Annotated in this window: 24 protein-coding genes and 1 tRNA gene; 12 read left to right on the plus strand and 13 right to left on the minus strand. The window is 57.2% G+C overall.

Annotation, left to right across the window (positions count from 1 at the left end; genetic code table 11):
• Positions 1 to 2: 2 nt before the first annotated feature.
• The 3 genes from ACR0KC_RS02875 to ACR0KC_RS02885 all read right to left on the minus strand — a co-directional run bounded on the left by ACR0KC_RS02875 (position 3) and on the right by ACR0KC_RS02885 (position 3,050).
• On the minus strand, positions 3 to 197 hold the full coding sequence (locus tag ACR0KC_RS02875) for a hypothetical protein (RefSeq protein WP_170393013.1): 195 nt from the start codon (positions 195 to 197) through the stop codon (positions 3 to 5).
• 91 nt (positions 198 to 288) lie between these two features.
• Positions 289 to 2,193: a cytochrome c3 family protein gene (locus ACR0KC_RS02880; protein ID WP_480705728.1), complete on the minus strand. Its 1,905-nt coding sequence runs from the start codon at positions 2,191 to 2,193 to the stop codon at positions 289 to 291.
• A complete protein-coding gene (locus ACR0KC_RS02885) occupies positions 2,193 to 3,050 on the minus strand; it encodes a YihY/virulence factor BrkB family protein (protein WP_170393012.1) in 858 nt (285 codons plus the stop codon). Before ACR0KC_RS02885 ends, ACR0KC_RS02880 begins: the two co-directional genes overlap by 1 nt.
• Before the next feature lie 158 nt (positions 3,051 to 3,208).
• On the opposite strand from ACR0KC_RS02885, the gene ACR0KC_RS02890 reads away from it, so the two are divergent.
• On the plus strand, positions 3,209 to 4,300 hold the full coding sequence (locus ACR0KC_RS02890) for an AI-2E family transporter (RefSeq protein ID WP_170393011.1): 1,092 nt from the start codon (positions 3,209 to 3,211) through the stop codon (positions 4,298 to 4,300).
• Between the two features lie 7 nt (positions 4,301 to 4,307).
• Here the strand turns inward: ACR0KC_RS02890 and ACR0KC_RS02895 are convergent, their stop codons facing one another.
• Complete coding sequence (locus ACR0KC_RS02895) at positions 4,308 to 4,904, minus strand: Crp/Fnr family transcriptional regulator (protein ID WP_480613503.1); 597 nt, start codon at positions 4,902 to 4,904, stop codon at positions 4,308 to 4,310.
• A 275-nt stretch (positions 4,905 to 5,179) separates the two neighbouring features.
• On the opposite strand from ACR0KC_RS02895, the gene ACR0KC_RS02900 reads away from it, so the two are divergent.
• From ACR0KC_RS02900 to cls, 3 genes are read left to right on the plus strand one after another with little or no spacing between them, the layout of a single operon-like run.
• Entirely contained in the window at positions 5,180 to 6,790 is a 1,611-nt protein-coding gene (locus ACR0KC_RS02900) for an arylsulfatase (RefSeq protein ID WP_255612093.1), read from the plus strand.
• A 60-nt stretch (positions 6,791 to 6,850) separates the two neighbouring features.
• On the plus strand, positions 6,851 to 7,825 hold the full coding sequence (locus tag ACR0KC_RS02905; RefSeq protein WP_170732262.1) for an HAD family hydrolase: 975 nt from the start codon (positions 6,851 to 6,853) through the stop codon (positions 7,823 to 7,825).
• A gap of 23 nt (positions 7,826 to 7,848) precedes the next feature.
• Positions 7,849 to 9,261: a cardiolipin synthase gene (gene cls / locus ACR0KC_RS02910; RefSeq protein WP_480771457.1), complete on the plus strand. Its 1,413-nt coding sequence runs from the start codon at positions 7,849 to 7,851 to the stop codon at positions 9,259 to 9,261.
• On the opposite strand, the gene ACR0KC_RS02915 is transcribed toward cls, so the two are convergent.
• Complete coding sequence (locus tag ACR0KC_RS02915) at positions 9,258 to 9,860, minus strand: potassium channel family protein (RefSeq protein ID WP_480569791.1); 603 nt, start codon at positions 9,858 to 9,860, stop codon at positions 9,258 to 9,260. The two genes, cls and ACR0KC_RS02915, sit on opposite strands and share 4 nt — an antisense overlap.
• Here ACR0KC_RS02915 and ACR0KC_RS02920 point away from each other — a divergent pair.
• From ACR0KC_RS02920 to ACR0KC_RS02930, 3 genes are read left to right on the plus strand one after another with little or no spacing between them, the layout of a single operon-like run.
• Positions 9,859 to 10,506 carry an ABC transporter ATP-binding protein gene (locus tag ACR0KC_RS02920; protein ID WP_480771458.1) on the plus strand — a complete coding sequence of 216 codons (648 nt, stop codon included), beginning with the start codon at positions 9,859 to 9,861 and terminating at the stop codon, positions 10,504 to 10,506. The genes ACR0KC_RS02915 and ACR0KC_RS02920 overlap by 2 nt on opposite strands.
• Complete coding sequence (locus tag ACR0KC_RS02925; protein WP_480771459.1) at positions 10,503 to 12,917, plus strand: ABC transporter permease; 2,415 nt, start codon at positions 10,503 to 10,505, stop codon at positions 12,915 to 12,917. The genes ACR0KC_RS02920 and ACR0KC_RS02925 overlap by 4 nt, the downstream gene beginning before the upstream one ends.
• Positions 12,907 to 13,941, plus strand: a complete 1,035-nt coding sequence (locus ACR0KC_RS02930; RefSeq protein ID WP_480704893.1) for a lipocalin-like domain-containing protein — start codon at positions 12,907 to 12,909, stop codon at positions 13,939 to 13,941. Before ACR0KC_RS02925 ends, ACR0KC_RS02930 begins: the two co-directional genes overlap by 11 nt.
• 33 nt (positions 13,942 to 13,974) lie before the next feature.
• Here ACR0KC_RS02930 and ACR0KC_RS02935 read toward each other — a convergent pair.
• Positions 13,975 to 14,060, minus strand: a tRNA-Leu gene (locus ACR0KC_RS02935).
• A gap of 145 nt (positions 14,061 to 14,205) precedes the next feature.
• Here ACR0KC_RS02935 and ACR0KC_RS02940 point away from each other — a divergent pair.
• Positions 14,206 to 14,784 (plus strand): YqaA family protein, encoded by a 579-nt coding sequence (locus ACR0KC_RS02940; RefSeq protein WP_170393003.1) that lies wholly within the window; start codon positions 14,206 to 14,208, stop codon positions 14,782 to 14,784.
• Complete coding sequence (locus ACR0KC_RS02945) at positions 14,781 to 15,245, plus strand: disulfide bond formation protein B (protein WP_480704895.1); 465 nt, start codon at positions 14,781 to 14,783, stop codon at positions 15,243 to 15,245. The genes ACR0KC_RS02940 and ACR0KC_RS02945 overlap by 4 nt, the downstream gene beginning before the upstream one ends.
• A gap of 3 nt (positions 15,246 to 15,248) precedes the next feature.
• Here the strand turns inward: ACR0KC_RS02945 and ACR0KC_RS02950 are convergent, their stop codons facing one another.
• Positions 15,249 to 15,836, minus strand: a complete 588-nt coding sequence (locus ACR0KC_RS02950) for an HNH endonuclease (RefSeq protein WP_170405905.1) — start codon at positions 15,834 to 15,836, stop codon at positions 15,249 to 15,251.
• A 211-nt stretch (positions 15,837 to 16,047) separates the two neighbouring features.
• Between ACR0KC_RS02950 and ACR0KC_RS02955 the strand changes: the two genes are divergently transcribed.
• Together ACR0KC_RS02955 and ACR0KC_RS02960 are read left to right on the plus strand one after the other, a co-directional pair.
• On the plus strand, positions 16,048 to 16,653 hold the full coding sequence (locus ACR0KC_RS02955; protein ID WP_480704897.1) for an rRNA large subunit pseudouridine synthase E: 606 nt from the start codon (positions 16,048 to 16,050) through the stop codon (positions 16,651 to 16,653).
• A gap of 31 nt (positions 16,654 to 16,684) precedes the next feature.
• Positions 16,685 to 17,110, plus strand: coding sequence for a VOC family protein (locus tag ACR0KC_RS02960; protein ID WP_480704899.1), 426 nt, complete (start codon positions 16,685 to 16,687; stop codon positions 17,108 to 17,110).
• A gap of 4 nt (positions 17,111 to 17,114) precedes the next feature.
• Here ACR0KC_RS02960 and ACR0KC_RS02965 read toward each other — a convergent pair whose 3' ends face one another.
• From ACR0KC_RS02965 to ACR0KC_RS02975, 3 genes are read right to left on the minus strand one after another with little or no spacing between them, the layout of a single operon-like run.
• Positions 17,115 to 17,417 carry a putative quinol monooxygenase gene (locus ACR0KC_RS02965; protein WP_170421777.1) on the minus strand — a complete coding sequence of 101 codons (303 nt, stop codon included), beginning with the start codon at positions 17,415 to 17,417 and terminating at the stop codon, positions 17,115 to 17,117.
• 27 nt (positions 17,418 to 17,444) lie between these two features.
• Positions 17,445 to 18,110, minus strand: coding sequence for an alpha/beta fold hydrolase (locus ACR0KC_RS02970; RefSeq protein ID WP_170392997.1), 666 nt, complete (start codon positions 18,108 to 18,110; stop codon positions 17,445 to 17,447).
• Positions 18,107 to 18,739: a DNA-3-methyladenine glycosylase family protein gene (locus tag ACR0KC_RS02975; protein WP_480569806.1), complete on the minus strand. Its 633-nt coding sequence runs from the start codon at positions 18,737 to 18,739 to the stop codon at positions 18,107 to 18,109. Before ACR0KC_RS02975 ends, ACR0KC_RS02970 begins: the two co-directional genes overlap by 4 nt.
• 98 nt (positions 18,740 to 18,837) lie before the next feature.
• On the opposite strand from ACR0KC_RS02975, the gene ACR0KC_RS02980 reads away from it, so the two are divergent.
• Entirely contained in the window at positions 18,838 to 20,064 is a 1,227-nt protein-coding gene (locus ACR0KC_RS02980; RefSeq protein WP_480771461.1) for an MFS transporter, read from the plus strand.
• A gap of 2 nt (positions 20,065 to 20,066) precedes the next feature.
• Here the strand turns inward: ACR0KC_RS02980 and ACR0KC_RS02985 are convergent, their stop codons facing one another.
• From ACR0KC_RS02985 to cysS, 3 genes are read right to left on the minus strand one after another with little or no spacing between them, the layout of a single operon-like run.
• Positions 20,067 to 20,843, minus strand: coding sequence for a phytoene/squalene synthase family protein (locus ACR0KC_RS02985; RefSeq protein ID WP_480771462.1), 777 nt, complete (start codon positions 20,841 to 20,843; stop codon positions 20,067 to 20,069).
• Between the two features lies 1 nt (position 20,844).
• Positions 20,845 to 22,479, minus strand: coding sequence for a citramalate synthase (gene cimA / locus ACR0KC_RS02990; protein WP_480704905.1), 1,635 nt, complete (start codon positions 22,477 to 22,479; stop codon positions 20,845 to 20,847).
• Positions 22,476 to 23,876, minus strand: coding sequence for a cysteine--tRNA ligase (cysS, locus tag ACR0KC_RS02995; protein WP_480704907.1), 1,401 nt, complete (start codon positions 23,874 to 23,876; stop codon positions 22,476 to 22,478). Before cysS ends, cimA begins: the two co-directional genes overlap by 4 nt.
• Between the last annotated feature and the right edge of the window lie 120 nt (positions 23,877 to 23,996).

Here is a 23,996-nt window from a genome sequence, read left to right on the forward strand (position 1 = left end):
CGTTAATCCAGATCGATCTTTCCCGGCGCTATACTCTGTTTCCGCAGAGACGCTGCAGCTATGCCTTGCAGCAATAGTGCTTCGCCATGATTGATATCGACAGGCTTGCGCGCGCGCAGCTCTTCAATACGCTGGTCAAGCGTCGTTTTACGGGCCGCCGTCAGCGGCTTTGCGAGGGTTGCGGTGCGATCCGGCATACATCACCTGTAGCAATCCGAGTGCTTATACCGGTTGGCTAACCGCAGAATGCGCCGTGAAGATGGCGCAAATCTGCCAGTTCCATGCCAGTTATCTCCCGAGTTCCTGCGCCAGTTGCATTAAGTTTGGATCATCGGGAAGAACTAACAAGGCCTCGTCCAATGTCGCCAACGCAGCCTGAACACCGCGATTGATGTGGGCAAGTTGAACCAGCATCGGCCAAGCCTCAACGCGCTGCGGGTCGAGCGTTACAACCTCGCGGAATGCACGTTCTGCAGCCGGCGCGTTTCTGAGCGTAAGCGCCCAACCACCCAACACCAAATGGGTCTCAGGAAAGTCCAAACGATTGGAAATGCTACGTTGCCAATCCGCCATGCCCTGCTGCGCGCTTGCGCGTTGGTCTTGCGTCATGGCCTGCGCTGGGATCGATAAGAACTCTTTCGCAGCCGAGATGCGTACATTGCGCATGGGGTCGGATAACAACGGCTCTAACCGCGAAGCGCGCAACTGGGCAGGAACCTGACGCTGCAGTACCGGTCCATTGGCCCGTATCAGTGGGTCCGGATCGGCCAACAACGGTGCTAGACGCTCGGCAAGATCAGGCGTTGCAAAAGGTTGCAACAAATACAGAGCGGTTGCGCGAACGATACCTGCCTGCCCTTCATCCAGAGCGATCGCGACCAGCGTTTCAGGGTCGTCCAATTGACCACTGCCTGCTGCTGCAAATGTCGTGCCATAATGCGCCACTCTATAGGATGATTCCGGGAACCAGAGTTCAATCTGCTGCGCCGCCCAAGACTGATCTTCATCCGCATGGCAATCGGTGCAGGCATCAGTTCCGAGCCCCAGATCAGGGCGGGGAATGCGGAAGCTGTGATCGCGCCTGCCATCTACCCCCATATAGACACGCTCGATCATGTGGCAATTCTTGCATTGGGCACCCGCAGAATTTTCAGCATGTTGGTGATGCGCGGGCGTGTCATAGTCGGCTTTCCGAAGGGTCGGGAAATCCGGGTTGCCAGCGGGGGAGTGGCATTGGGTACACAACCCATTACCCTCGGCTTTTACCTCAGCCCGGTGCGGATCATGGCAATTCATACAACCCACCCCTTCTGCATACATGCGCGACTGCAGGAATGAGCCATAAACATAGACCTCGTCCAAAATCTGGCCATCTGGGTGATACAAACCCGGTCGCAGCAACGCCAGGTTATAGGCGTCGTGATACGGCTTGCCGGGAAGCGGATTACCATCTTCCAACGCCTCGCGCCGGGAATGACAGCCGGCGCATTGCTGAATTTCCGCTTCTGTCTGCCCCCTGCCCCATGTCGTAGAGAATCCGAACTCGCTCAAACCGTCTTGCAACACTTTTCCGGTCGTCCACTCCAAATGCGCAGAACCCGGCCCGTGGCAAGCCTCGCACCCGACACCAATTTCGACCTGTGTCGAGGCATAGCGCCTTTCCTCAGAGTCGTAGTTCTTCACATAACCGGTCGCGTGACACTCGGCACAGCGGGCGTTCCAGCTTTTGTACGGACCGGTCCAGTGCAGCCCATCATTCGGAGGCAGATCCTGATCTGGATAAAGGTGAAACCAACGGCCCTTTTCGACGTCCCAAACAACGTCGAAACTCTGCAACCGGCCGGGTTCGGTTTCGAAAAGATATTGCTGTAGCGGCGCGATACCAACCACTGAATGTACCGGATAGGTCGTTGTAACGCCGTCTTTTTCGGTGACCTGCGCCGTAAGAGCTCCATCTTGATCCGCAAAGGCCACGCTCATTCCATCATGCGAGAATCGTGTTCCATCGAAATCAGCCTGAACATGGCCGTCCTCCACCTCGGTCCAGGCAAGCGCATGGTATGAGCCTTCCCAGGCTTCGGTTTCTTCCTTATGACAATCCGAGCACGCGTCTGATCCAACATAGTCCTGCGCCTGCGACTGCTGCGCGGTCGCCCAAAGGATCGCGGTCATCACGATAGCGCGGAGATACATCATTGCCCCTCTTCGTTTTGCAAATCGATCAGCGCACCGTTGTATTCGGCCCCGAGGATCAGCATGGCCGAGCATAAGTACAGGAAAATCAGCGCTGCCATTGCCCCTGCAAGCCCGGCATACGTCGCGCTATAGGTCGCAAACTTGGCGATGTAGATTGAAAAGCCCCATCCACCTGCAGCCCACAAAGCCAATGTCAGGATTACGCCCGGCAAGATTTGTAGTAGGCTGTGCCGTCGGGTGGGCAAGATCAGATGGGCCAAAAGAACGGTGCCAGCGGGGACAGCCACGGTAAAGGTCCATCGCAGACGATCCACCGACAGCCAGTTGTCCACATCCACTGCCGTCTTTTCCGAAACCAAACGGGTATAGACCGGCAGAACGACTTCGACCGCCGCGATGGCCAGAATGGCAGCACCGCCGATTATGACCAGCACAAAGCACAGCAGTCGGGTCTTCCAGAACGGCCAATTGTCCGTGTCGTGATAGGCCTGCGCCATCGCCTTTCGCACAGCGGCGACTCCGTTCGAGGCAAAGTAGATCGCCAACAAGCCACCCAAAGTGATCACGCCCGAGCCCGCACCGGCCAGAACAGCACGCAGTTCTGAAACGATGGGATCGGCCACGTCTTTGGGCCAGGCACCAAATATCAGTTCGATCAGTTCATCGGTCACATAGCCCTGTGACAAGGCCCCTGCCAACGCGACCGTGAATAGAACGAATGGAAAAAGGGCCATCATCAACGACATGGCGACGTGGCTGCTCATGACGAAGCCGTTTTTGTCATTAAATCGGCGCACAGCAAGCCAGAGCGCACGCAGGAATTGGCCGAACGAGGGAATCAAAACAGTTGGCATTGCGCTAGCCTAGCCTGCCTTTTCCTTTGGCAGAACCGCCAATCGGATCAGACCACCGATTTCATGCGTATAACCTTCTGTATGGATTGCATAAACCCGCCAGGCTGTGCAGGATCAATCAAAACGCATCCAGGCAGCACTCAGACCAAGGCCATCTTATGACCTCTGACCCAGAAAACAGCCCATCCCGTGCGCGTCCGCAACTGAGCGTATTGCGGGATGTTGCGATCGTGGCCACGCTAATGGTGCTTGGCCTCTATGCAGGGGCAAACTTTCTGGTGCCGTTGACCATGGCGTTACTGGTCAACGTGCTGATCCTGGCCCTTAGCGACCGGGTCATTGCAGTGACGCGGGTGCCAATATGGTTGGCGAATGTCGCGGGAGTAACGGTTGTATTGGCCGGTTTGTTCATGATCATGTACATTCTGGGCAGTCAGGCCACGCAGTTTGCACGCTCGATCAACACCTACGAAAGCCAGTTTGACGGGGCTGTTCATAGAATTACCGGGTTGGTCGGCAACGATGTCACAAGTTTCATCCGAGACAATCTGGTCAGCATCGATATGTCCTATGTCGCTCGGATATTGCTGGGCAGCGCCACATCACTGCTTAACCAGTTCTTCCTTATCAGCCTTTATGTCGCCTTTCTGATGGCCGAGCGGTTGGCCTTTCGCAAGAAAATCCAGCTTGCCGCCGGCAACCCGCGGCTGGGGGCTGACCTGGCCTTGGTTCTGGATGCGATTTCGTACAGCCTGCAGCGATATGTCGGCGTGAAAACCTTTATCAGTCTGATCACCGCCACCATCAGCTACGCTGTATTCAAAGCGCTGGGTCTGGAATATGCCGAGACCTGGGCCGTGCTGACTTTCGCCCTGAATTTCATCCCGTCAATCGGTTCGATCATCGCCGTCATCTTTCCCGCAATGATCGCTCTGGTTCAGTTTGAGACGATCGGGCCATTTCTCGTGATCGTTCTGGGGTGCGGCACACTACAGTTTCTAATCGGCAACTTTCTGGATCCGGCTATGCTTGGCCGATCGCTGAACATGTCGACCTTCCTAGTGATTTTGGCGTTGACCTTCTGGACTACGGTCTGGGGTCTGATCGGAGCGTTCCTGAGTGTGCCTTTGACCGTCTGCATCCTGATCATCTTCAGCCACATCCCCGCGCTGCGCCCTGTCGCGATCTTGATGTCTTTGGATGGAAGGCTTGGCGAGGATGATCGGTCGTCAACCGAACATTCGGCTTGAACGTCCGTCAACTTTGACAGCTAGCGACGAGGGCGCGTCGATCTTTCAACCTCAGCCGACCATACCCGCCTTCGATCAAGTCCAATTCGATAAGCCTGTGTAATGCTCGGTGAAGCGTTGGCGCAGAGACTGCAATCATAGCCGCCAGCTCTTCCTGCGAAACCGGTATCCAACCCTCTGCATCGGATGTCACCTCATCCAGATGCAGCAGCCTCAAAACCAGCCGTTTCTCGGTGCCGGTCACCGCAAGATTGGCAACGATACGCAGGGCTTTTTGCATGTTTTCATGACTTAAGGCGTAGAAATCCCGAACAAAGTCAGGAGAATCCTGCACCAAGCGTTCTAACCGCGGGGCCGGAAAGAAAAGCGTCTCGGTTGGACGAGTCGCTACCACGCTGATCAGCCGATGCGCAGTCGCAAACAACGCGAGATCGCCGATCCAAAAGCCACGTCCCTCTTGGTGTATGACAAATTCCTGACCGTCATCTGCGGGGACGGTGATCTTAACACTACCATCCAATACAGCGTGGATCCCGTTGGCGGGATCACCCTGGACAAACAAAGCTTCGTCAGCACCGTAAGTTCGGCGCACGGCGCTGCGCATCAGAGCATCCTGAAAGGCGGGAGATCTGGTTTTGAACCAGGAACTTTCCTGCAGCGCGTCTAGATCAGTTTCAATTAATGCCATCTATATATTTAAACTTCATCATATGATAAATTTCAATCAGGCTCACTGGCCTACATTACTTACACACGAATCCCGCAATCTGGCTATTTTCGCGGGATATCCAATGCTTAACGACTGCAACTAATCCTATTCTGGACACAAGTCTCAGATAGTTCACAGGGACAAATTGTCCACAAGTTCAGGAGTAAAACATGTTAACTACAACCCGGTTCTTGGAAAGCTGGCGTATCGGACTGCGCCGTACCGCAGCAGCGTCGATTGCCGTTCTGGTCGCACTGCCCGCATGGGCGCAGGATCAAAAACCCAACATTCTGGTCATTTGGGGCGATGACATCGGCCAATCCAACATTTCGGCCTACACAATGGGCCTTATGGGATACCAGACCCCCAATATCGACAGGGTCGCCGATGAAGGCATGATCTTCACCGATTATTATGGCGAGCAATCCTGCACAGCTGGCCGCTCATCTTACATCATGGGCCAATCGGTGTTCCGGACTGGACTGTCCAAGGTTGGCTTGCCTGGCGCTAAAGAAGGGATGCAGATCGAAGACCCCACGATTGCAGGGTTGCTTAAGGATCATGGGTACGTGACCGGCCAGTTTGGCAAGAACCACCTGGGCGACAGGGATGAGCATCTACCGACAAATCACGGATTTGATGAGTTTTTTGGGAATCTCTATCACCTCAATGCCGAAGAAGAACCCGAGCATGAAGATTATCCCGGGGACGCGGTTCTGCCCGACGGGCGCACGTTCCGCGAGGCCTATGGTCCGCGCGGTGTGATCAAGTCCAGCGCAGGCGGCCCCATCGAAGACACCGGTCCACTGACACGCAAACGCATGGAAACGGTGGATCAGGAAACCCTGGAAGCTGCCGTTGAGTTCATTCGTGAGGCCAACCAGAACGGCACACCATTCTATGTCTGGTGGAATGGCACACGGATGCATTTCCGCACTCATGTCGGGGAAGAAATGCGCGAAACAGCCAACGAAATCCTAGGTAGTCCGGCCGATGAATACACGGCGGGCATGATCGAACATGACATTCAGGTCGGCCAACTGCTTGATCTGCTGGACGAACTCGGCATCGCCGACAACACGATCGTTCATTATTCCACCGATAACGGCCCGCATTACAACACATGGCCGGATGCCGCTTCGACACCGTTCTGGGGCGAAAAGAATACCAACTGGGAAGGCGGCTGGCGCGTACCATCCATGGTGCGTTGGCCCGGTAAGATCGAAGCGGGTTCGATCTCGAACGAAATCGTGCATCACATGGATTGGCTACCCACCTATCTGGCGGTCGCTGGCGACCCCGAAATCAAGGAAAAGCTGAAAGCCGGCTATTCCTCACCTGCCATGGGTCGCGACTACAAAGTGCATCTGGATGGCTACAACATCTTGCCGTTGCTGACCGGTGAGACCACTGAAAGCCCCCGCCGTGAAATCTTTTATTTCACGGATGACGGCGACCTGTCCGCTTTGCGTTTTGACGACTGGAAGCTGATCTTTTTGGAGCAAAAAGCATGGGCCACCCTGCGCGCATGGATGGAACCATTCACGGAACTGCGCGTGCCGATCATCGTGAATTTGCGCCGCGACCCTTATGAGCGTGGATACCGGACATCCAACACATACTACGACTGGATGATCGACCGGGTGTATTTCCTAGTACCGGCGCAGCAATATGTGGCGAGTTTCCTGAGTACTTTCCAAGAATTCCCACCACGTCAGAAGGCGGCAAGCTTCAGTCTGGATCAGGTAATGCAGAAATTGGCCACACCGACTTCGAACTAGAAAACAAGACAGGGGCCGCCGTAAAGCGCGGCCCCTTTTTCCAGTATCAGAGGCTATTAAATGAGATTTCTCAAACTCACGGCGTTTATAGCCACCGTCCCCTTAGTGGCGTTCGCAGACCCCCTGCCCAGCTGGACCGACTCGGCATCAAAACAGCAGATCATCGACTTTGTTGACGCGGTCAGCGACCCGGCGAATGAACTCTATGTCACTCCCGTCGACCGGATTGCGGTGTTTGACAATGACGGCACGCTCTGGGCCGAACAACCGGTCTATTTTCAGTTCATATTTGCCATGGACCAACTGGCAGAGCTTGCTAAACAAGACCCATCGATCTTATCGACCCCAGCGTTGAAAGCGGCTGCTGAAGGTGATCTGAAAACCATTCTGGAAGGCGGGCACGACGCTCTGATCGAAGTGGTCAACGCATCGCATTCCGGCAGCAGCGTTGAAGTATTTCAGGCGTCGGTGGCCGATTGGCTGGACACTGCACGACATCCCGAGACCGATCTGCCCTACGACCAGATGACCTATCAGCCGATGGTCGAGCTGTTGCGCTATCTGCGGGATGAGGATTTCAAAACTTATATCGTTTCAGGCGGAGGCCTGCATTTCATGCGTGTCTTCGCCGAACAGGCCTATGGCATCCCGCCCGAACAGATTCTGGGCACCTATGGTGAGACCACGTATGACAATGTGGACGGCACGCCTGTAATCAACAAGGCCCCCGGCATCGCCTTCATCGATGATAAAGAAGGCAAACCTATCAATATCGAGCGCACCATCGGCAAGCGCCCCATATTTGCCGGGGGAAACTCGGACGGGGATTTTGCCATGCTTGAATGGACCACCGCAGGCGACGGGCCACGGCTGGGCGTTTTGATCCATCACACTGATGCGGATCGTGAATGGGCCTACGACCGCGAAAGCCCGATTGGACGGCTGGTCGATGGGTTGGACAAAGGCCCGGATATGGGATGGGTCATTGTTGATATGGCCAACGACTGGTCCCGCATCTACACTGGGGCAAACTAAGCAACCCGGATCGCTGCGCCCCGATGTGGACATTACTCGTCTCGTTTTTTCTGTTTTCACTCTATTGCGTAGCGGTCGTCTTTGCAGTTCGCGCTGCGCAGACTGCACGCACACCACAAGGAGCGGTTGGCTGGGTTGTGTTCCTGCTGTCGGCCCCGATGTTTGGCGTGCCGCTGTATCTATTCCTCGGTCACCATCGGTTCAGAGGATACCGGATCGCTCGGCAAGAAAGTGAGCGCGTCGTCGAAGGGATCAAGACCTTTGCCGATTTCTCGAAACCCGACCCTCAGACGATGCGAGTCAATCCTCGCGCGTTTGAAGCGCTGGCCCATTTGCCCGTCTCACGTGGGAATGGAGCCGAGCTGCTGATCGACGGCAAAGCTACGTTTGATGCCATTCTCGACGCCATAGATAAGGCCGAGAATTACGTTCTGATCCAGTTCTACATCGTCCGGGATGATGATCTTGGGCGAAGGGTGCGGGACCGGCTGATCGCCGCGGTCAAGCGTGGCGTACATGTTCGGTTCATGACCGATGCAGTGGGTAGCTATGGCTTGCCGTCCAGCTATTTTGAGACGCTGCGCCAGGCCGGTGTGGATGTTGCAGATCCCCGCGAACAACGCGGGCCCAATTTCCGGTTTCAACTGAACTATCGCAACCACCGAAAAACTGTGATCGTGGATGGCGATGTCGGCTTTATCGGTGGTCACAACATCGGGGTCGAGTATCTGGGACAAAGCCCTCGGTTCGGTCGTTGGCGGGACACACACATCAAGATGACCGGTCACGTGGTCCGTCAATTGCAACTGATCTTCACGGAAGACTGGCACTGGGCGCGCAACGAAGATCTGATCGACCAACTCGATTGGGCTGGAAATGAATCTGATCAGGACATGAATGCGCTGCTGGTGGCAACGGGCCCGGGCGACGAAACAGAAACCGGCGCAATGATGTTCTTTGCGGCCATTTCTGAGGCGAAAGAACGGCTTTGGATCGCCTCGCCCTATTTTGTGCCCGACATCGACATCATGACCGCGCTACAGCACGCGGCGTTGCGTGGTGTGGATGTACGAATACTCGTGCCGGATGTCATCGACCATCGTCTGCCCTGGCTGGCCGCTTTTGCCTATTTCGACGAAATCCGAGACTGTGGCGCCCGTGTGTTTCGCTATACCGACGGCTTCATGCATCAAAAAGCGTTTGTTGTAGACGATACCTTGGCCGCCGTTGGCACCACCAATCTGGACAACCGATCTTTCCGTCTGAACTTTGAGGCGATGGCCCTGTTCTTTGATCGTCGCGCAGCAAACGCAGTGGCTGCGATGCTGGAAACTGATTTTGAAGCAAGTTACGAACTGACCCGCGATTTGCCCCAGCAACCGTTCCACATCCGTTTTGGTGCGCCGCTTGCTCGGTTGTTTGCACCGATCCTCTAGTTCAGGAACCGTTCTTCAAAGACCCGCGTCATGAGGGCCACCAGGAACGCGGTCGACAGCCCAAAGGCCAGTAGGCCCGTGACCGATGCAAACGCTCCGAAGATGCGCAGCCCTTCGCCCAAGACGATGTCGCCGTAACCCAGCGTCGTGAACGTCACCAATGAGAAATAGAGGGCCGAATTCCAGTCCGGCAGCACATCACCCCACACCCATACAATCGCCCAGATCCAGACCTGAACCGTATGGGTCAGCACGATAAACACCAGCGCCACGCTGATCGGGCCTGCGGTTGCAAGGATAGTGCTGTGCGTCTCCCATTTCGCAACCAGTTTTCGGATGACCAGAACGCACCATGTCAGCAGCATGATTTCAATCAGAAAACAAATACCCAGATAGAAGCTGCCCCAAATGATTTGTTGCGACAATGTCATGTAAACGGCCTTTGTTCTGATCGCTGAAAACTGTGCCAGCATGGGGGTTTCGCGCGTTGCCGACAACCCCATGCGATGCGTAAGGCTGCGGCGAATAGAACCGATCTCGGCTCTGGACACTGGCGCGCCGCGTTGCACATTGTGACGGGACCAGATGAGAGTTTGCATGTTGCTATCAATTGATCACGTTCGAAAATCCTATCCCGGTGGGCGACCTGTCCTGATTGATGTTTCATTGACGCTGGAACAGGGACAGACCTTGGCGCTGACCGGAGAAAGTGGCAGTGGCAAAAGCACATTATTGCATCTGGTGGCGGCGCTGGATGGGTTTGATGGCGGAGAGATTACTCTGGACGGGCGCGCCATGTCGGCCCTGAATGATGCGGAACGCGCCGAATTGCGTCGCGGCACCCTGTCTCTGGTCTTTCAGCAGTTCAACCTGATCCCGTCGCTGACCGTTGCCCAGAACCTCTCGATCCATGCGCGACTTGCGGGTCGGAACGACCCGGATTGGGTTGTCCACCTGACCGAGCGCCTTGGCCTGAGAGAATTGCAAGACCGTTACCCCGAGAACCTTTCGGGCGGACAGCAGCAGCGGGTTGCCATCGGACGCGCCATGGCGATCCGACCACGATTGCTGCTAGCGGATGAGCCGACGGGCAATCTGGACGAAACAGCAAGTGCGGTGGTGCTGGACCTGATGCTTTCATTGGTTGCCGATACCGGCGCTGCGCTCCTGCTGGTCACCCACTCGAATGACATCGCCAGCCGTCTCGACCGGCGTGCCCACCTGACGGGCGGGCATATCGCATGACACGCGCTGCGGTCCTGGCGCTGGTGTCCCATTGGCGGATACACCCATTGCAATTGATGACGCTTCTGACGGGTATCGCGCTGGCAACTTGTCTGTGGTCGGCCGTGCAAGCCATCAATGCCGAAGCGCGCGCCAGCTATGAACGCGCCAGCGCCCAGCTTGCCATCGGACAATTCGACGAACTGCGCGCCTCCGGTTCCACGATCCCTCTTTCCCGCTACGCCGAGCTCAGGCGCGCAGGTTGGCAAGTGGCGGCCGTCTTAGAAGGCACGCTGCGCATCAAGGGCCGTTCCGTACGTCTGATGGGGGTGGATTTGGTGGCCTACCCTGTCCTGCCCGCGATCACCCAGATCGAGCAAGGCGCGGATGCCCCCGACCCAGCTGATATGCTGACAGCTCCGGGGCGGCTGCTGATGTCACCCGCCCTGGCCCCGCTGTTTCAATCTAGCGACGACTTCCCACCGGTGCTTTCCAGCACCGCGCTGCCACCTGATCTGGTGCTCACCGATATTGGAGTGGCCGAGCGTCTTCTGAACCGTCCCGGTCAGATTTCCCGTCTGGTGATCTTGCCCAATCAGCCCCGTGGTGTCCCGTCTCTGTCAGAAATTGCGCCTGAACTTCAACGCATTAGCCCCTCGGCCCAATTGGATACCGCGCAACTTACCGACAGCTTTCACCTGAACCTCTCAGCCTTCGGCTTGCTGTCTTTCGCCGTCGGCCTGTTCATCGTTCACGGAACGGTCGGCCTCGCCTTCGCGCAGAGGCGTGGCACTATCCGTACATTAAGGGCTTTGGGCCTTCCCATGCGGGGCCTGATCTGGATTGTTCTGGGTGAATTACTTCTCTTGGCCCTGATCGGTGGCCTGTTCGGGTTAATCCTGGGGTATTTTCTGGCTGGAGCCTTGTTGCCTGATGTCGCCGCCACGTTGCGCGGCCTCTACGGGGCAACAATCGACGGGCAGATGTCATTACGCCCCCAATGGGTCGCCGCAGGTCTTGCGATGGCAACAGGCGGCACGTTGGCGGCCAGTGGCCACGCTCTTTGGCGACTTTCGCGCATGCCCATCCTCGCAGGGCCGGGCTTACAAGCTTGGCGTGGCAGTAAAGCCTCGGCCCAGATTACAGGCGCATGTGGCCTAGCCCTGCTAGCAGTGGGCTTTATCGCATATTTCACAATCGGCGGACTTATCGCAGGATTTGCCTTGCTTGCCGGGATGCTGACCGGAGCGGCCTTGTTGCTGCCGCTCGCACTGTCAGGGATATTGACCTTGTGCCTGCGCCGGGCCCGCACGCCTGTTGGTCAATGGGTGCTCGCGGACATGCGGGCGCAATTGCCCGGTCTGTCACTTGCGCTGATGGCATTGCTGCTGGCGCTCGCCGCGAATATCGGCGTCGGCACAATGGTTTCAAGCTTCCGCCTCACCTTTACTGGCTGGCTCGATCAACGGTTGACCTCCGAACTTTACGTGACCGCAGCCGACAATGCACAAGGCGCAGCCCTTATCGATTGGCTCGACCCAAGGGCGTCAGCTGTCCTACCCATTCGCAGCACCGAATTGCCGCACGAGACCGGGCCGTTGTTTCTGTACGGGATTGTTGATCACGATAGCTATCGCAACAACTGGCCACTGATCGCCAAGGATCCCGACGTCTGGGACAACGTCCTGTATCGCGGCGCCGTACTCATCAACGAGCAACTCGCACGACGCGCGGATCTGTGGCCCGGAGATACCGTCGCGATCACACCCGAGCACAGCTTGCCGATTGCAGGTGTCTATTCCGACTACGGGAACCCGACAGGTCAGGCCATCGTCGCAATGCCGATGCTGGATCAGATTGCCCCGGATACGGATACACGCCGCTTTGGCATTCGCATCGCACCGGATCAGGCCTCGGAACTGGCACAGGCGTTGCGTAACCAATTTGACCTGCCTCCATCGGCAGTTGTGCAGCAGGCCGCTATGAAAGCGCAATCGATGGCTGTTTTTGAGAAAACTTTCGTCGTCACCTCAGCGCTGAATGTCCTGACACTGGGCGTTGCGGGGTTCGCGATACTCACCAGTTTGCTGACATTGTGGACCCAGCGCCTGCCTCAGGTCGCACCGGTCTGGGCGCTGGGCCTTACGCGCGCGCAACTGGCCAAGCTAGAGCTTCTGCGCAGTGTCCTGCTTGCGGTGATGACCGCTTGTCTTGCCCTTCCATTGGGCCTTGTATTGGCATGGGTGCTGCTGGCCGTGATCAACGTGCAGGCCTTCGGATGGCGCTTGCCCATGTATTTGTTCCCAACTGATTGGCTGAGCTTATTCCTGCTGACTCTGGTTGCCGCCGTGCTCGCAGCGGCCCTACCCGCATTACGATTGCTCCGCCTACCACCTGCTGCGCTGTTGAGGGTTTTTGCCAATGAACGTTAAAGCCTTCATTCTGTTCATCCTCCTTCCAATTCCCGGTTGGGCGCAGGGTTATGCCGGGTTGGGCGGCAATGCGGATGGCTTTACGCGTCCTGAACCGGGCTACAGCTTTCAGTTTCCGCAAGATCACGGCGCCCATCCGGATTATCGGATTGAATGGTGGTATCTGACGGCAAACCTCAAAGACGCAGAGGGTCGCGACTATGGCATACAATGGACCCTGTTCCGATCGGCCCTGAAACCGTCCGAGGCTGACGGCTGGCAAAGCCCGCAGATCTGGATGGGCCATGCCGCGCTCACAACGCCAGAAACACACTATTTCGCCGAACGACTCTCTCGCGGCGGTGTCGGACAGGCTGGCGTAACGGCCCATCCGTTTGAGGCATGGATCGATGAATGGCACATGCGCGGCGATGATTTGGAAACCCTCAGCCTGACAGCAAACGGATCAGACTTTGGGTATGATCTGACTCTGAAGGCCCAAGGCCCATTGGTGTTTCACGGGGCCGAGGGGTATTCGGTGAAATCCGCCGATGGTCAGGCAAGCTACTACTATTCACAACCCTTCTACTCGGTCGAGGGCACGCTCCACCTGCCCAACGAAGATGTCGAAGTCGCCGGCCAGGGTTGGCTGGATCGCGAATGGTCTTCGCAACCCTTGGCCGAAGATCAAAGCGGCTGGGACTGGTTCTCGCTCAGCTTTGACGACGGTGACAAGCTGATGGCCTTCCGCCTGCGCGGGGATCGAGGGGATTTCACGGCCGCTACGTGGATTGAGGCCGATGGGCAAACGACCCCCCTACCTGACGGCTCAGTCCTGCTAGAACCCCTTGAAACCGCCCGCGTGGCACAACGTGACGTTCCGATCAAATGGCAGGTGTCGTTGCCGGATCGCGGGATCGATGTTGAAGTCGATGCCATAAGCCCGAAAGCCTGGATGGGAACCCGGTTCGAATACTGGGAAGGCCCAATCACCATCACAGGCAGCCACACAGGGCGCGGATATCTTGAGATGACGGGGTATTGAAGCCGAACTTCAGCAATATATTCAGAGTCGCTGTGGTGCCCAAGGAGAGACTCGAACTCTCACGCCCGTGAAGGCGGGGGATTTTGAATCCCCTGCGTCTACCATTCCGCCACTTGGGCCACGAACACTGGATTAGCGCCCTACCGAGAGAAGGTCCAGAGGCAAAAAACAACCACTGCTCTGAATGTTTCATCGAAGGAGGTTGACGGTCAGTCGGGTGCATGGTTTGGCTTGCCGCAGCGGTTACCAGGATACTTATTCTTCATGTTGCGATCCCTTTATGACTGGACCATTCGTCTGGCCGAACATCCTCATGCGCTCTGGGCGCTGGCTGTTGTGGCTTTTGTTGAAAGTTCGTTTTTTCCGATCCCACCCGATGTTTTGATGATTCCCATGATCCTTGCACGTCCGTCGAGGGCCTGGCTGATCGCGACAGTCGCCTTGGTTGCCTCGGTGCTGGGTGGGATATTGGGTTATGCAATTGGGGCATTCTTTTACGAAAGCCTTGGGCAGCCTGTTCTGGAAGCCATGGGCAAAGCCCACGCAATGGAAGAATTCAATACCCGCTTCAATGATTTCGGCTTCTGGGCCGTGCTGGCGGCTGGTGTGACGCCTTTCCCATATAAGGTCATCACCATCATGTCGGGCTGGACCGGGATGCCGATTGGGACGTTCATAGCCACCTCGATCCTGGCGCGCGCCTTGCGCTTCTTTCTTGTGGCCGGGCTGCTGTGGAAATTTGGGGAACCAATCCGTGACTTCATCGAAAAACGGTTGGGTTTGATGTTTACCCTATTCATAATCCTGCTGTTTGGCGGCTTTCTTGTGGTGAAATACTTATGACGCGCAAAAGACTTCTGGTTCTGGTTGCCGCATCCGGCTCGGCCGCGTTGCTACTTGGGGCTTGGGGCTTTCAGTACATCGGTGGGCTCGCGCCGTGCAAAATGTGCATCTGGCAGCGGTATCCTCATGGTGTCGCAGTGATTCTTGGTGCTCTAGCCTTTGCCTTCCCGGGCGTCCGCCCCCTGCCCCTACTAGGCGCTCTGGCCGCGGCCACAACGGCGGGAATAGGGTTTTACCATGCTGGGGTCGAGCAAGGCTGGTGGGAGGGCCCATCGACCTGCACATCTGGTGATATCGGCGGCCTGAGTGCAGAAGAGTTAATGGATCAGATCATGTCCGCCCCGCTCGTGCGTTGCGATGACATCCCGTGGGAGATGTTCGGGATTTCCATGGCGGGCTGGAATGGATTGATTTCGACGGGTCTGGTCCTGATCTGGATCGCAGCCTGGCACGCGCGCTAGGGTTTATAGCTGATCCAGTTCGGCATCCCAGTAGAGGAAGTCGATCCAGCTTTCGTGCAGATGGTTCGGGGGGAACTTCCGACCGATATTGCGCAAAGCCTCAGCATCCGGCTGACGCGGCGGTTTATTCAGAGACATTCTGGCTTGTCGCAGGGATTTTGAGCCTTTGCGCAGATTGCACGGGCTGCACGCTGCAACGACATTCTGCCAACTTGTGACCCCGCCCGCAGCGCGCGGTACAACATGATCAAAGGTCAGGTTTTCACGGCTGCCGCAGTACTGGCATTTGAATTCATCCCGCAAGAATAAATTAAAGCGCGTGAAGGCCACGCGCTTTCTGGGTTTTACATAGTCTTTCAGGACAACGACCGAGGGTATTCGGATCTCGGTACTGGGACTGCGGACAACCTCGTCATATTCCGCAACAATATCCACCCTGTCCAGCCAGGCAGCTTTGATCGCCTCCTGCCACGGCCATAAAGACAACGGGTAGTAGGAAAGAGGTCTGTAATCGGCGTTCAAAACCAATGCCGGATGATGCTTGAGAGCACCGGTTTCCCTGACAAATTCGGTCCTGAAGTCTCCGTCCATAACAGAATCGCTCCTCGCTCTGTACTGCCCGTTTGTGACATCAGAGCGGGGAACACCCGCCCCGGCCTTAAGTTAACTATATATCGTGTTAAATCTCTGACAAGTGCCGAGTTCACACAACATCTCGGGTATTGGTTAGGCCGAATACGTAACAGATAAGTGACACTTATCCACAGGTTGCGCAGATGTGGTCTGCAAGCTATGGCGGGGCATGTCCTGGTTCATCCGTTTCAACAAACCTTACGATGTATTGCCGCAGTTCACCGACCGCGCCAATTCTGACTCGCCCCGCAGCACGCTCTCGGAATTCATCGACCTGCCCGGTGTCTATCCTGCGGGACGCTTGGACCGGGATAGCGAGGGTTTGATGCTGCTGACTGATAATGGGCGATTGCAGGCGCAGATATCAGACCCCAAGCACAAGATGCCTAAGACATACTGGGTTCAGGTCGAAGGCATTCCCGATACAGCGGCACTAAAGGCGTTGCGGGAAGGTGTTGAACTTAAGGATGGTTTGACGCGCCTCGCCAAGGCGCGTCTGATTGACGAACCCGAATGGCTGTGGCCACGCACCCCGCCGATCCGGGTTCGCCAAACGGTGCCCGACAGTTGGGTTGAACTGACGATTAAAGAGGGCCGCAACCGTCAGGTTCGCCGGATGACAGCCGCAGTCGGGCACCCAACTCTGCGCCTGATCCGAGCCCGTGTTGGAGATTGGTCTTTGGACGGCCTTGACCCCGGTCAGTGGGAAAGCCTGCCGATGCCAGCTGTTGACTCAGCACCGTCGCGCAAGCGGGACCGCCGCCCGCGCCGGTGACAAAAACTGCGTGATGTGATAGGCTTAGGGCATGAAGGTCACACCGGATATCCCTGCCCCGTCTGCCATCCTGGAAGCCGCGCTGTATGTCGACGACCTGGATGCGGCCGAGGATTTCTATGGTCAGATATTGGGACTAGATAAAATCCAGCGTGTCACCGATCGCCATGTGTTCTATCGGATCGGCGGGTCCGTCCTGTTGCTGTTCAATGCCAGCGAAACCGAGAAACCGCCAGGAAACCCCGATCTGCCGGTCCCACCGCATGGGGCGCGCGGTCCCAGCCATGTTTGCCTTGTCCTGAGCCGCGATGAAATCACCGTGATGCGCAAGCATCTGTTGGACTGGAACATCCCTGTCGATGCCGAGTTCGACTGGCCCAACGGAGCCCGGTCGCTCTATGTACGAGACCCTGCAGGCAATTCGGTCGAATTCTCGGAAGGAAAGCTTTGGGAGTGATCGATCAGCGAAGCGGCTGCTTCTCGCCCCCGATCACACGGTAGATTTCGCTAGAGACAACGCCGACCTCGCCAAGCGCCGCCTGAAAAGCAGCCATATGAGGGGTCGCGAAATGGGCCTCAAGCGCGGCCTGATCCTGCCATTCCTCATAGACCCGAAAGCGGGTCGCCTGACCCAGGATTTGACTGAATTCATAGATCAGGCATCCGGGTTCTTTCAGAGTTTCCGCAACCATTTCCTGCGCAGCAGCAATGGCTTTCTCGACCGCTGCATCTGAAACTTCGACCACTCCTGTCACGATCAGCATCATGCTCTCCTTAGATCGTCCCGCAAGTCAGAGGCTCAGCTTATCCCGCATGAAGGCCAGCGCAACACTCAAGCCATCCGGAGCAATCCCGTGGCCAGTGCCCTTCATTATATGGGCATAAACCTCTTTGAACCCGGCCGCCTGAAGTGCCTCAGCTGCTTCTGGCAACGATTGCGGCGGTACAACGTCATCAGCATCGCCATGCACCAGCAGGATCGGCATGCGACTTACGGTTTCGTCTGGCAGCAAATCAGGTTCCAGCAAACGGCCCGAGAACGCTACGATCCCGGCCACTGGGTCCTCGCGGCGCGGGGCTACATGTAAGCTCATCATCGTGCCCTGGCTGAAACCGAACAGCACTACCTGCTCTGGCAGGACATCCTCATCCACCATCAGCGCATCAAGGAACGCGTTGAAATCCTCAACCGCCATTTCCATACCCCGTCGGGCTTCCTCCTCGGATGAGCCATCAATCCACGGGATCGGGAACCACTGGAAACCGTTGGGCATACCGATGATCTGTTCAGGCGCGTCCGGAGCTACAAACAACGTATCCGGGAGATGCTCGCCCAACGGATCAGCCAGCCCCAAAAGATCGGCCCCGTTTGCACCATAACCATGCACAAACACCACGACCGAGCGTGTGTCGCCTGAAACCGGCTCTTTCCTGAGCGCGTTCAAAACCCGTGTCATCTGATCCCTTCTCTGTCTTTTGCGACCCGGTAATAGGCCCACAGCACCCGCGCCGCAACCGATCGCCACGGCGACCATGCTTCAGCCATCTGGCGTAACTCTTTGTCTTTTGGTCGTTCTGGCAATTCATAGAGGATGCGTGCAGCTTCCTGTAAGGCCAGATCGCCCGGTGCAATCACATCGGCGCGACCCAGCGAAAACATCGCATAAATCTCGGCGGTCCAGACACCGATTCCCGGCACCTCGGTCAGAATCGCGACCACCTCGTCATCCGGGGCATCGCGCAGTGCTTTGTAATCGATCCGCGCCTCGGCCAAGGCGCGGGCATAGCGAATTTTCTGACGGCTGAGACCCACAGCGCGCAGATCATCATCAGTGGCCCACATAATCTTGCGCGGACCGGTCAGTTTTGCGTCCTGCAGCCTCTTCCAGATTGCGTTTGCCGAGGCCACGCTGACCTGCTGACTGACAATCGCGCTGAGCAACTGGGCGAACCCGTCAGGCTTGCGCCTGAGTGGCAGGGGTCCGGTTTGCTCTATCGCATAAGCCATCCGGGGGCAGGCCTCAGCCAGCCACTCGGCCCCTTCGGTAACGCAGTCCGATGTTTCGATGATGCGTCCGACGGACATGCGCTCTCCAATAAGTGATCCTTGTCCGCACGTTAGGCGGATGTGCCGCATATGCAACCCGCTTGTGCCAAGTCTCAATCGTAGATAACCATTCGCCCATGACAATGATCGCTGCCACCCCTGACGACAGTCAGGCCAAACGCAACGTCGCCGTTTTGGTGGCAGCACAGGCAATCCTGGGTGCACAGATGCCGATGATGTTCATCGTCGGCGGGCTGGCAGGCCAATCGCTGGCCAGCAACGCTTGCCTTGCGACGCTGCCGATTTCACTAATCGTTCTGGGTTCAATGCTGGCGGCCACGCCGATTTCAGCCATCATGCAAAGCTGGGGACGCCGTGCCGGGTTTCTTGTGGGATCAACCGCAGGTGCCGCAGGGGGCGTTATCGGGGCTTACGGCCTTTATCTCGGCTCGTTCCCGATCTTCCTGATCGGCAGCTTCCTGACCGGCATATACATGAGCGCACATGGCTTTTATCGCTTTGCTGCTGCCGACACCGCCTCCGATGCATTTCGGCCCAAGGCGATCTCATACGTCATGGCCGGAGGGCTTGCGGCGGCGATCATCGGCCCTCAGATCGTCAAGCTGACCTCGCAGGCGTATGTGGTCCCGTTTTTGGGCACTTATCTGGCGGTGATCGCGATCAACGTAATCGGCTCAGCCCTGTTCTTCTTTCTCGACATCCCTACTCCGCCGAAACCGACCGAAGATGAACCCAAAGGTCGCACACGGCTGGAGTTGCTGAAAACCCCACGCATCGCAGTAGCGATCATCTGCGCAATGGTTTCCTATGCGCTGATGAACCTTGTAATGACGTCTACACCTTTGGCCGTCGTCGGGTGCGGATATACCGAAGGTGATGCCGCGGATATCGTCACCAGCCACGTACTGGCGATGTACATTCCCAGCTTCTTCACCGGCCACCTGATCGCGCGGTTTGGGGTCGAAAAGATCGTAGCTCTCGGTTTGGCAATCCTTGGCGGCGCAGGCATTGTCGCCTTGCAAGGTATTGATCTAGGTAACTTTTTCGTCGCCCTGATCCTGCTTGGCATCGGATGGAACTTTGGCTTCATTGGCGCCACCAGCATGTTGGCAGACTCGCATGAAGTGCACGAACGCGGGCGAATGCAGGGCCTGAATGACTTGCTGGTGTTTGGCGGCGTGACCTTTGCTTCGCTTGCCTCTGGCGGATTGATGAACTGCTCGGGCGGTTCAGCGGTCGAGGGTTGGACGGCCGTAAACCTCGCCATGATCCCGCTGCTGACCCTTGCAGGTGGCGCGCTGCTGTGGCTGGTTCTGAGGCCTTCGGACCCACAAACCGTCTGACGTTACCAGCGCCCGGTCGCTGCGGTTTTCATCAGGGTAAACCGACGTCGGATTTCACCCTGAGCCAACGCACCTGCGGCCACCCGGTCCGGTCTGGCCAATGCAGTCCGCAACACCCATTCCGTCTGCCACCCCGCATAGAGCGCAGGCCGTGCTTGTGCCGAGACCTCGTTGCGGGCGGACCGCGCCTGCGCCAATCGGTCCAAAGCCTTCTGCGCCAGCGCCCGAACCCCGTCATGGGTTCCGTCCAGCAAAGGAATGCGCCCACGTGCCTCAAGCTCGGGAATTGCGCGCAGCCAATTCGCGATCCCCGCTGCATATCCGAAATCACGCAGAACAGTTTCATCCGCCGAACCCAAAGCCTGCGCCGACACCACCATTAATGTTCCAGCGCTATGGGCAATATAGGCGTCAAAATGCGCCTCATCCTCGAACGGATCACGATAGATATCCCAACGCCTTACGGCCACATATTCATCCAACAGCGCTGCCAGATGCGGATAAATCACGCGCGACAATGGCGTAACAACCTCGTGCCGACGAACAGATGGACCTTCGGCAATCTCTTGCAAGGCATCGCGCCACCATTGCAGCCGCATCTCGGCGATCATGCTCTCTTGCGTCACCCACGGGGCACGGGCCACCTCGACGTTCAGCGCATAAATCGGGAACAAAACTGCCCGTGCCTCAACTGGCGCGGCCATGGCAGCCATAAAGCGATCGGGATCGGCCCGATGAACCAGCGCAGCACAAGCCTTGATGTCGTCGTCGAACTCCACCTTATTCGGCGGCCGCTGACTGCGGGGCGCAATCGCTCACCAGTTTCCACTGAATCGCATCCAGCAGCGCTTCGAACGAGGCATCAATTATGTTCGCACTCACCCCAACCGTAGACCAGCGCCGCCCTTGCCCGTCTTCGCTGTCGATGATCACGCGCGTGACCGCCTCGGTCCCGCCCTGAGTGATGCGCACCTTGAAGTCGACCAGCCGCATATCCGACAGTATCTGCGAATACTGCCCCAAATCCTTGGCCAGAGCTTTGGCGAGCGCGTTCACCGGACCGCGATCGCTACCGCTTTCATCCAGCGACTCACTTACCGACAGCTTCTTCTCGCCATCCACTTTCACAACAACAACCGCTTCGGACAGGCTGACCATCTTGTTGTATTTGTTTTTCCGGCGTTCAACGGTCACCTTATAGCGCTTGACCTCAAAGAACTCGGGTAACTGCCCCAATTCATCCCGCGCCAGCAGCTCAAAACTAGCCTGCGCGGTGTCGTAGGAATACCCCTCGGCCTCGCGCAGTTTTATCCGCTCAAGGATACGTCCCAACGCCGGATCGCCCGCTTCTACGGCCAATCCCGCATCGGTCAGACGTTTACGCAGGTTCGATTGCCCAGCCTGGTTCGACATCGGAATGATGCGCGCATTTCCAACACTTGCCGGATTGATATGCTCATAGGTTGTCGGGTCCTTGAGGATCGCGCTGGCATGCAGCCCGGCCTTATGCGCAAAAGCCGACGCGCCCACATAGGCGCTCTGCTTGCTGGGCACTCGGTTCAGGATATCATCCAGCATCCGACTGATGCGCGTCAGCCCGGCCAGCGCCTCGGGCATCACTCCGATCTCATAGCGCGAGGCATAGGGTTCTTTCAGCATCAGCGTTGGGATCAAAGCGGTCAGGTTGGCATTGCCACAGCGCTCTCCCAACCCATTCAACGTACCTTGAATCTGCCGCGCCCCCGCATCGACTGCAGCCAGCGAGCACGCCACTGCGTTCTCGGTGTCGTTATGCGTATGAATGCCCAGCCGATCCCCCGGCAGACCGGCCGCAATCACCTCGGATACGATCCGCCCGACCTCTGCCGGCAATGCTCCGCCATTGGTGTCACACAGAACCACCCACCGTGCCCCTGCATCGAGCGCAGCGCGGCAGACTTCAACCGCATATTCCGGGTTGTCCTTGTAGCCATCAAAAAAATGCTCGGCATCAAACAGAGCCTCCTGCCCCTGCGCCACGATATGCGCGACCGAGGCGCGAACGTTCTCGGTGTTTTCCTCCAGCGTGATACCAAGTGCGTGGGTCACGTGGTAATCGTGCGATTTCCCAACCAGACAAACGGCTGGTGTTCCCGCGTTCATTACAGCCGCCAGAACGTCATCATTCTCAGCCGACCTGCCCGAGCGTTTGGTCATTCCAAACGCCGTCATACAGGCCGACGTCTCAGGCGCGCTCTCAAAAAACGCACTGTCGGTCGGGTTCGCTCCGGGCCAACCCCCTTCGATGTAATCAATCCCCAGCGAATCCAACGCCTGCGCGATCTGCACCTTCTCGGCTGTCGAGAACTGCACACCCTGAGTTTGCTGCCCGTCGCGCAGGGTGGTGTCATAGAGGTAAAGGCGCTCTTTGGTCATTCGACCGCCTCCAACTTCGCGGCATCAAAGCCAGCACCTGGCACCAACTCCACACCGTCCTTGCTCATCCGAACCTCCAGCCCTGCGGCGACATAGGCCGCCTTCAGGCGATCGACCTCAGAGAAATCCTTGTTCTGCATCGCAAGAGCGCGGGCATCGGCCAGTTTTTCTGCGTGGGATGACAGATCAGCCACGGCGGTTTGCGCCCAAGCTGCCATTTCATCCGTCAACAGCCCGACCACCTGTGAACTCGCCAGCAATAAAGCAGCGTTGCCGTCAGCAGCCAAACGATGAAGTTCAGCGATGGCACCTGCCGTGTTCATGTCATCGGCAAGCGCATCAATGACCGCAGGTGCCGCGGCGGCAGCGGGCTCGATGCCCGCTGTCAGCGCCCGCCACTTGCGCAACGTTGCCTCGGCTTCGCGCGCCTTCTTCTCGGTCCAGTCCATCGGCTTGCGATAATGGGTCTGCAAGAACACAAACCGGATCACTTCACCCGGCACACCCTGCTCAAGCAGATCATGAACGGTGAAGAAATTGCCCAGCGATTTGGACATTTTCTTGCCCTCGACCTGTAGCATTTCATTATGCATCCAGACACGCGCGAATTCGCCATGCGGGTGGGCACATTTGCTCTGAGCAATCTCGTTCTCGTGGTGCGGGAACATCAGATCGTTGCCGCCACCGTGAATATCAAAGCTCTCGCCCAGCAATTCATAGCTCATGGCCGAGCATTCGATATGCCACCCCGGACGCCCCCGGCCCCATGGGCTGTCCCAGCCGGGCAACTCATCGGTCGACGGCTTCCACAGCACAAAATCCATCGGGTTCTTCTTGTAAGGCGCGACCTCGACCCGCGCCCCGGCGATCATGTCATCAACCGACCGCCCCGACAGCGCACCATAGTGTTCCTTCCAGCTGTCCACCGCGAACAACACGTGACCCTCGGCAGCATAAGCGTGCCCCTTGGCCATCAGGTCTTCGATCATCGCAATCATCTGCGCGATATACTCTGTGGCGCGCGGCATCGCGTTGGGTTCCAACGCCCCCAGCGCGCCCATGTCGTGCAGATACCAGCCGATGGTTTCGTCCGAACGTTCCTGCACCAACTGTTCCAAAGACCCGTCAGCCCCAGCCTTCTTGCGCGACAGTGCGGTGGCGTTGATCTTGTCATCCACGTCGGTGAAATTGCGCACATAGGTCACGTGATCAGCACCGTATACATGCCGCAACAAACGATAGAGCACGTCGAACACAACCACAGGCCGTGCGTTCCCCAGATGCGCCCGATCATAGACCGTCGGACCACAGACATACATCCGCACATTATCGGGATCGATCGGCACGAAATCCTCTTTCGTCCGAGTCCTTGTATTGTGCAGTTTGATCGTCGTCATCGGGTCGTGCTCCTGAAACAGCATATACGTCACGCGTTGGCGCGGGCTTAGCAACTTGTCTCAGAGATGAAAACGAAAGAAACCGGCCCGCTTGAGAAATCAGCAGGTAATGCAGCAGAT

Source organism: Ruegeria sp. CF3 (assembly GCF_056537365.1).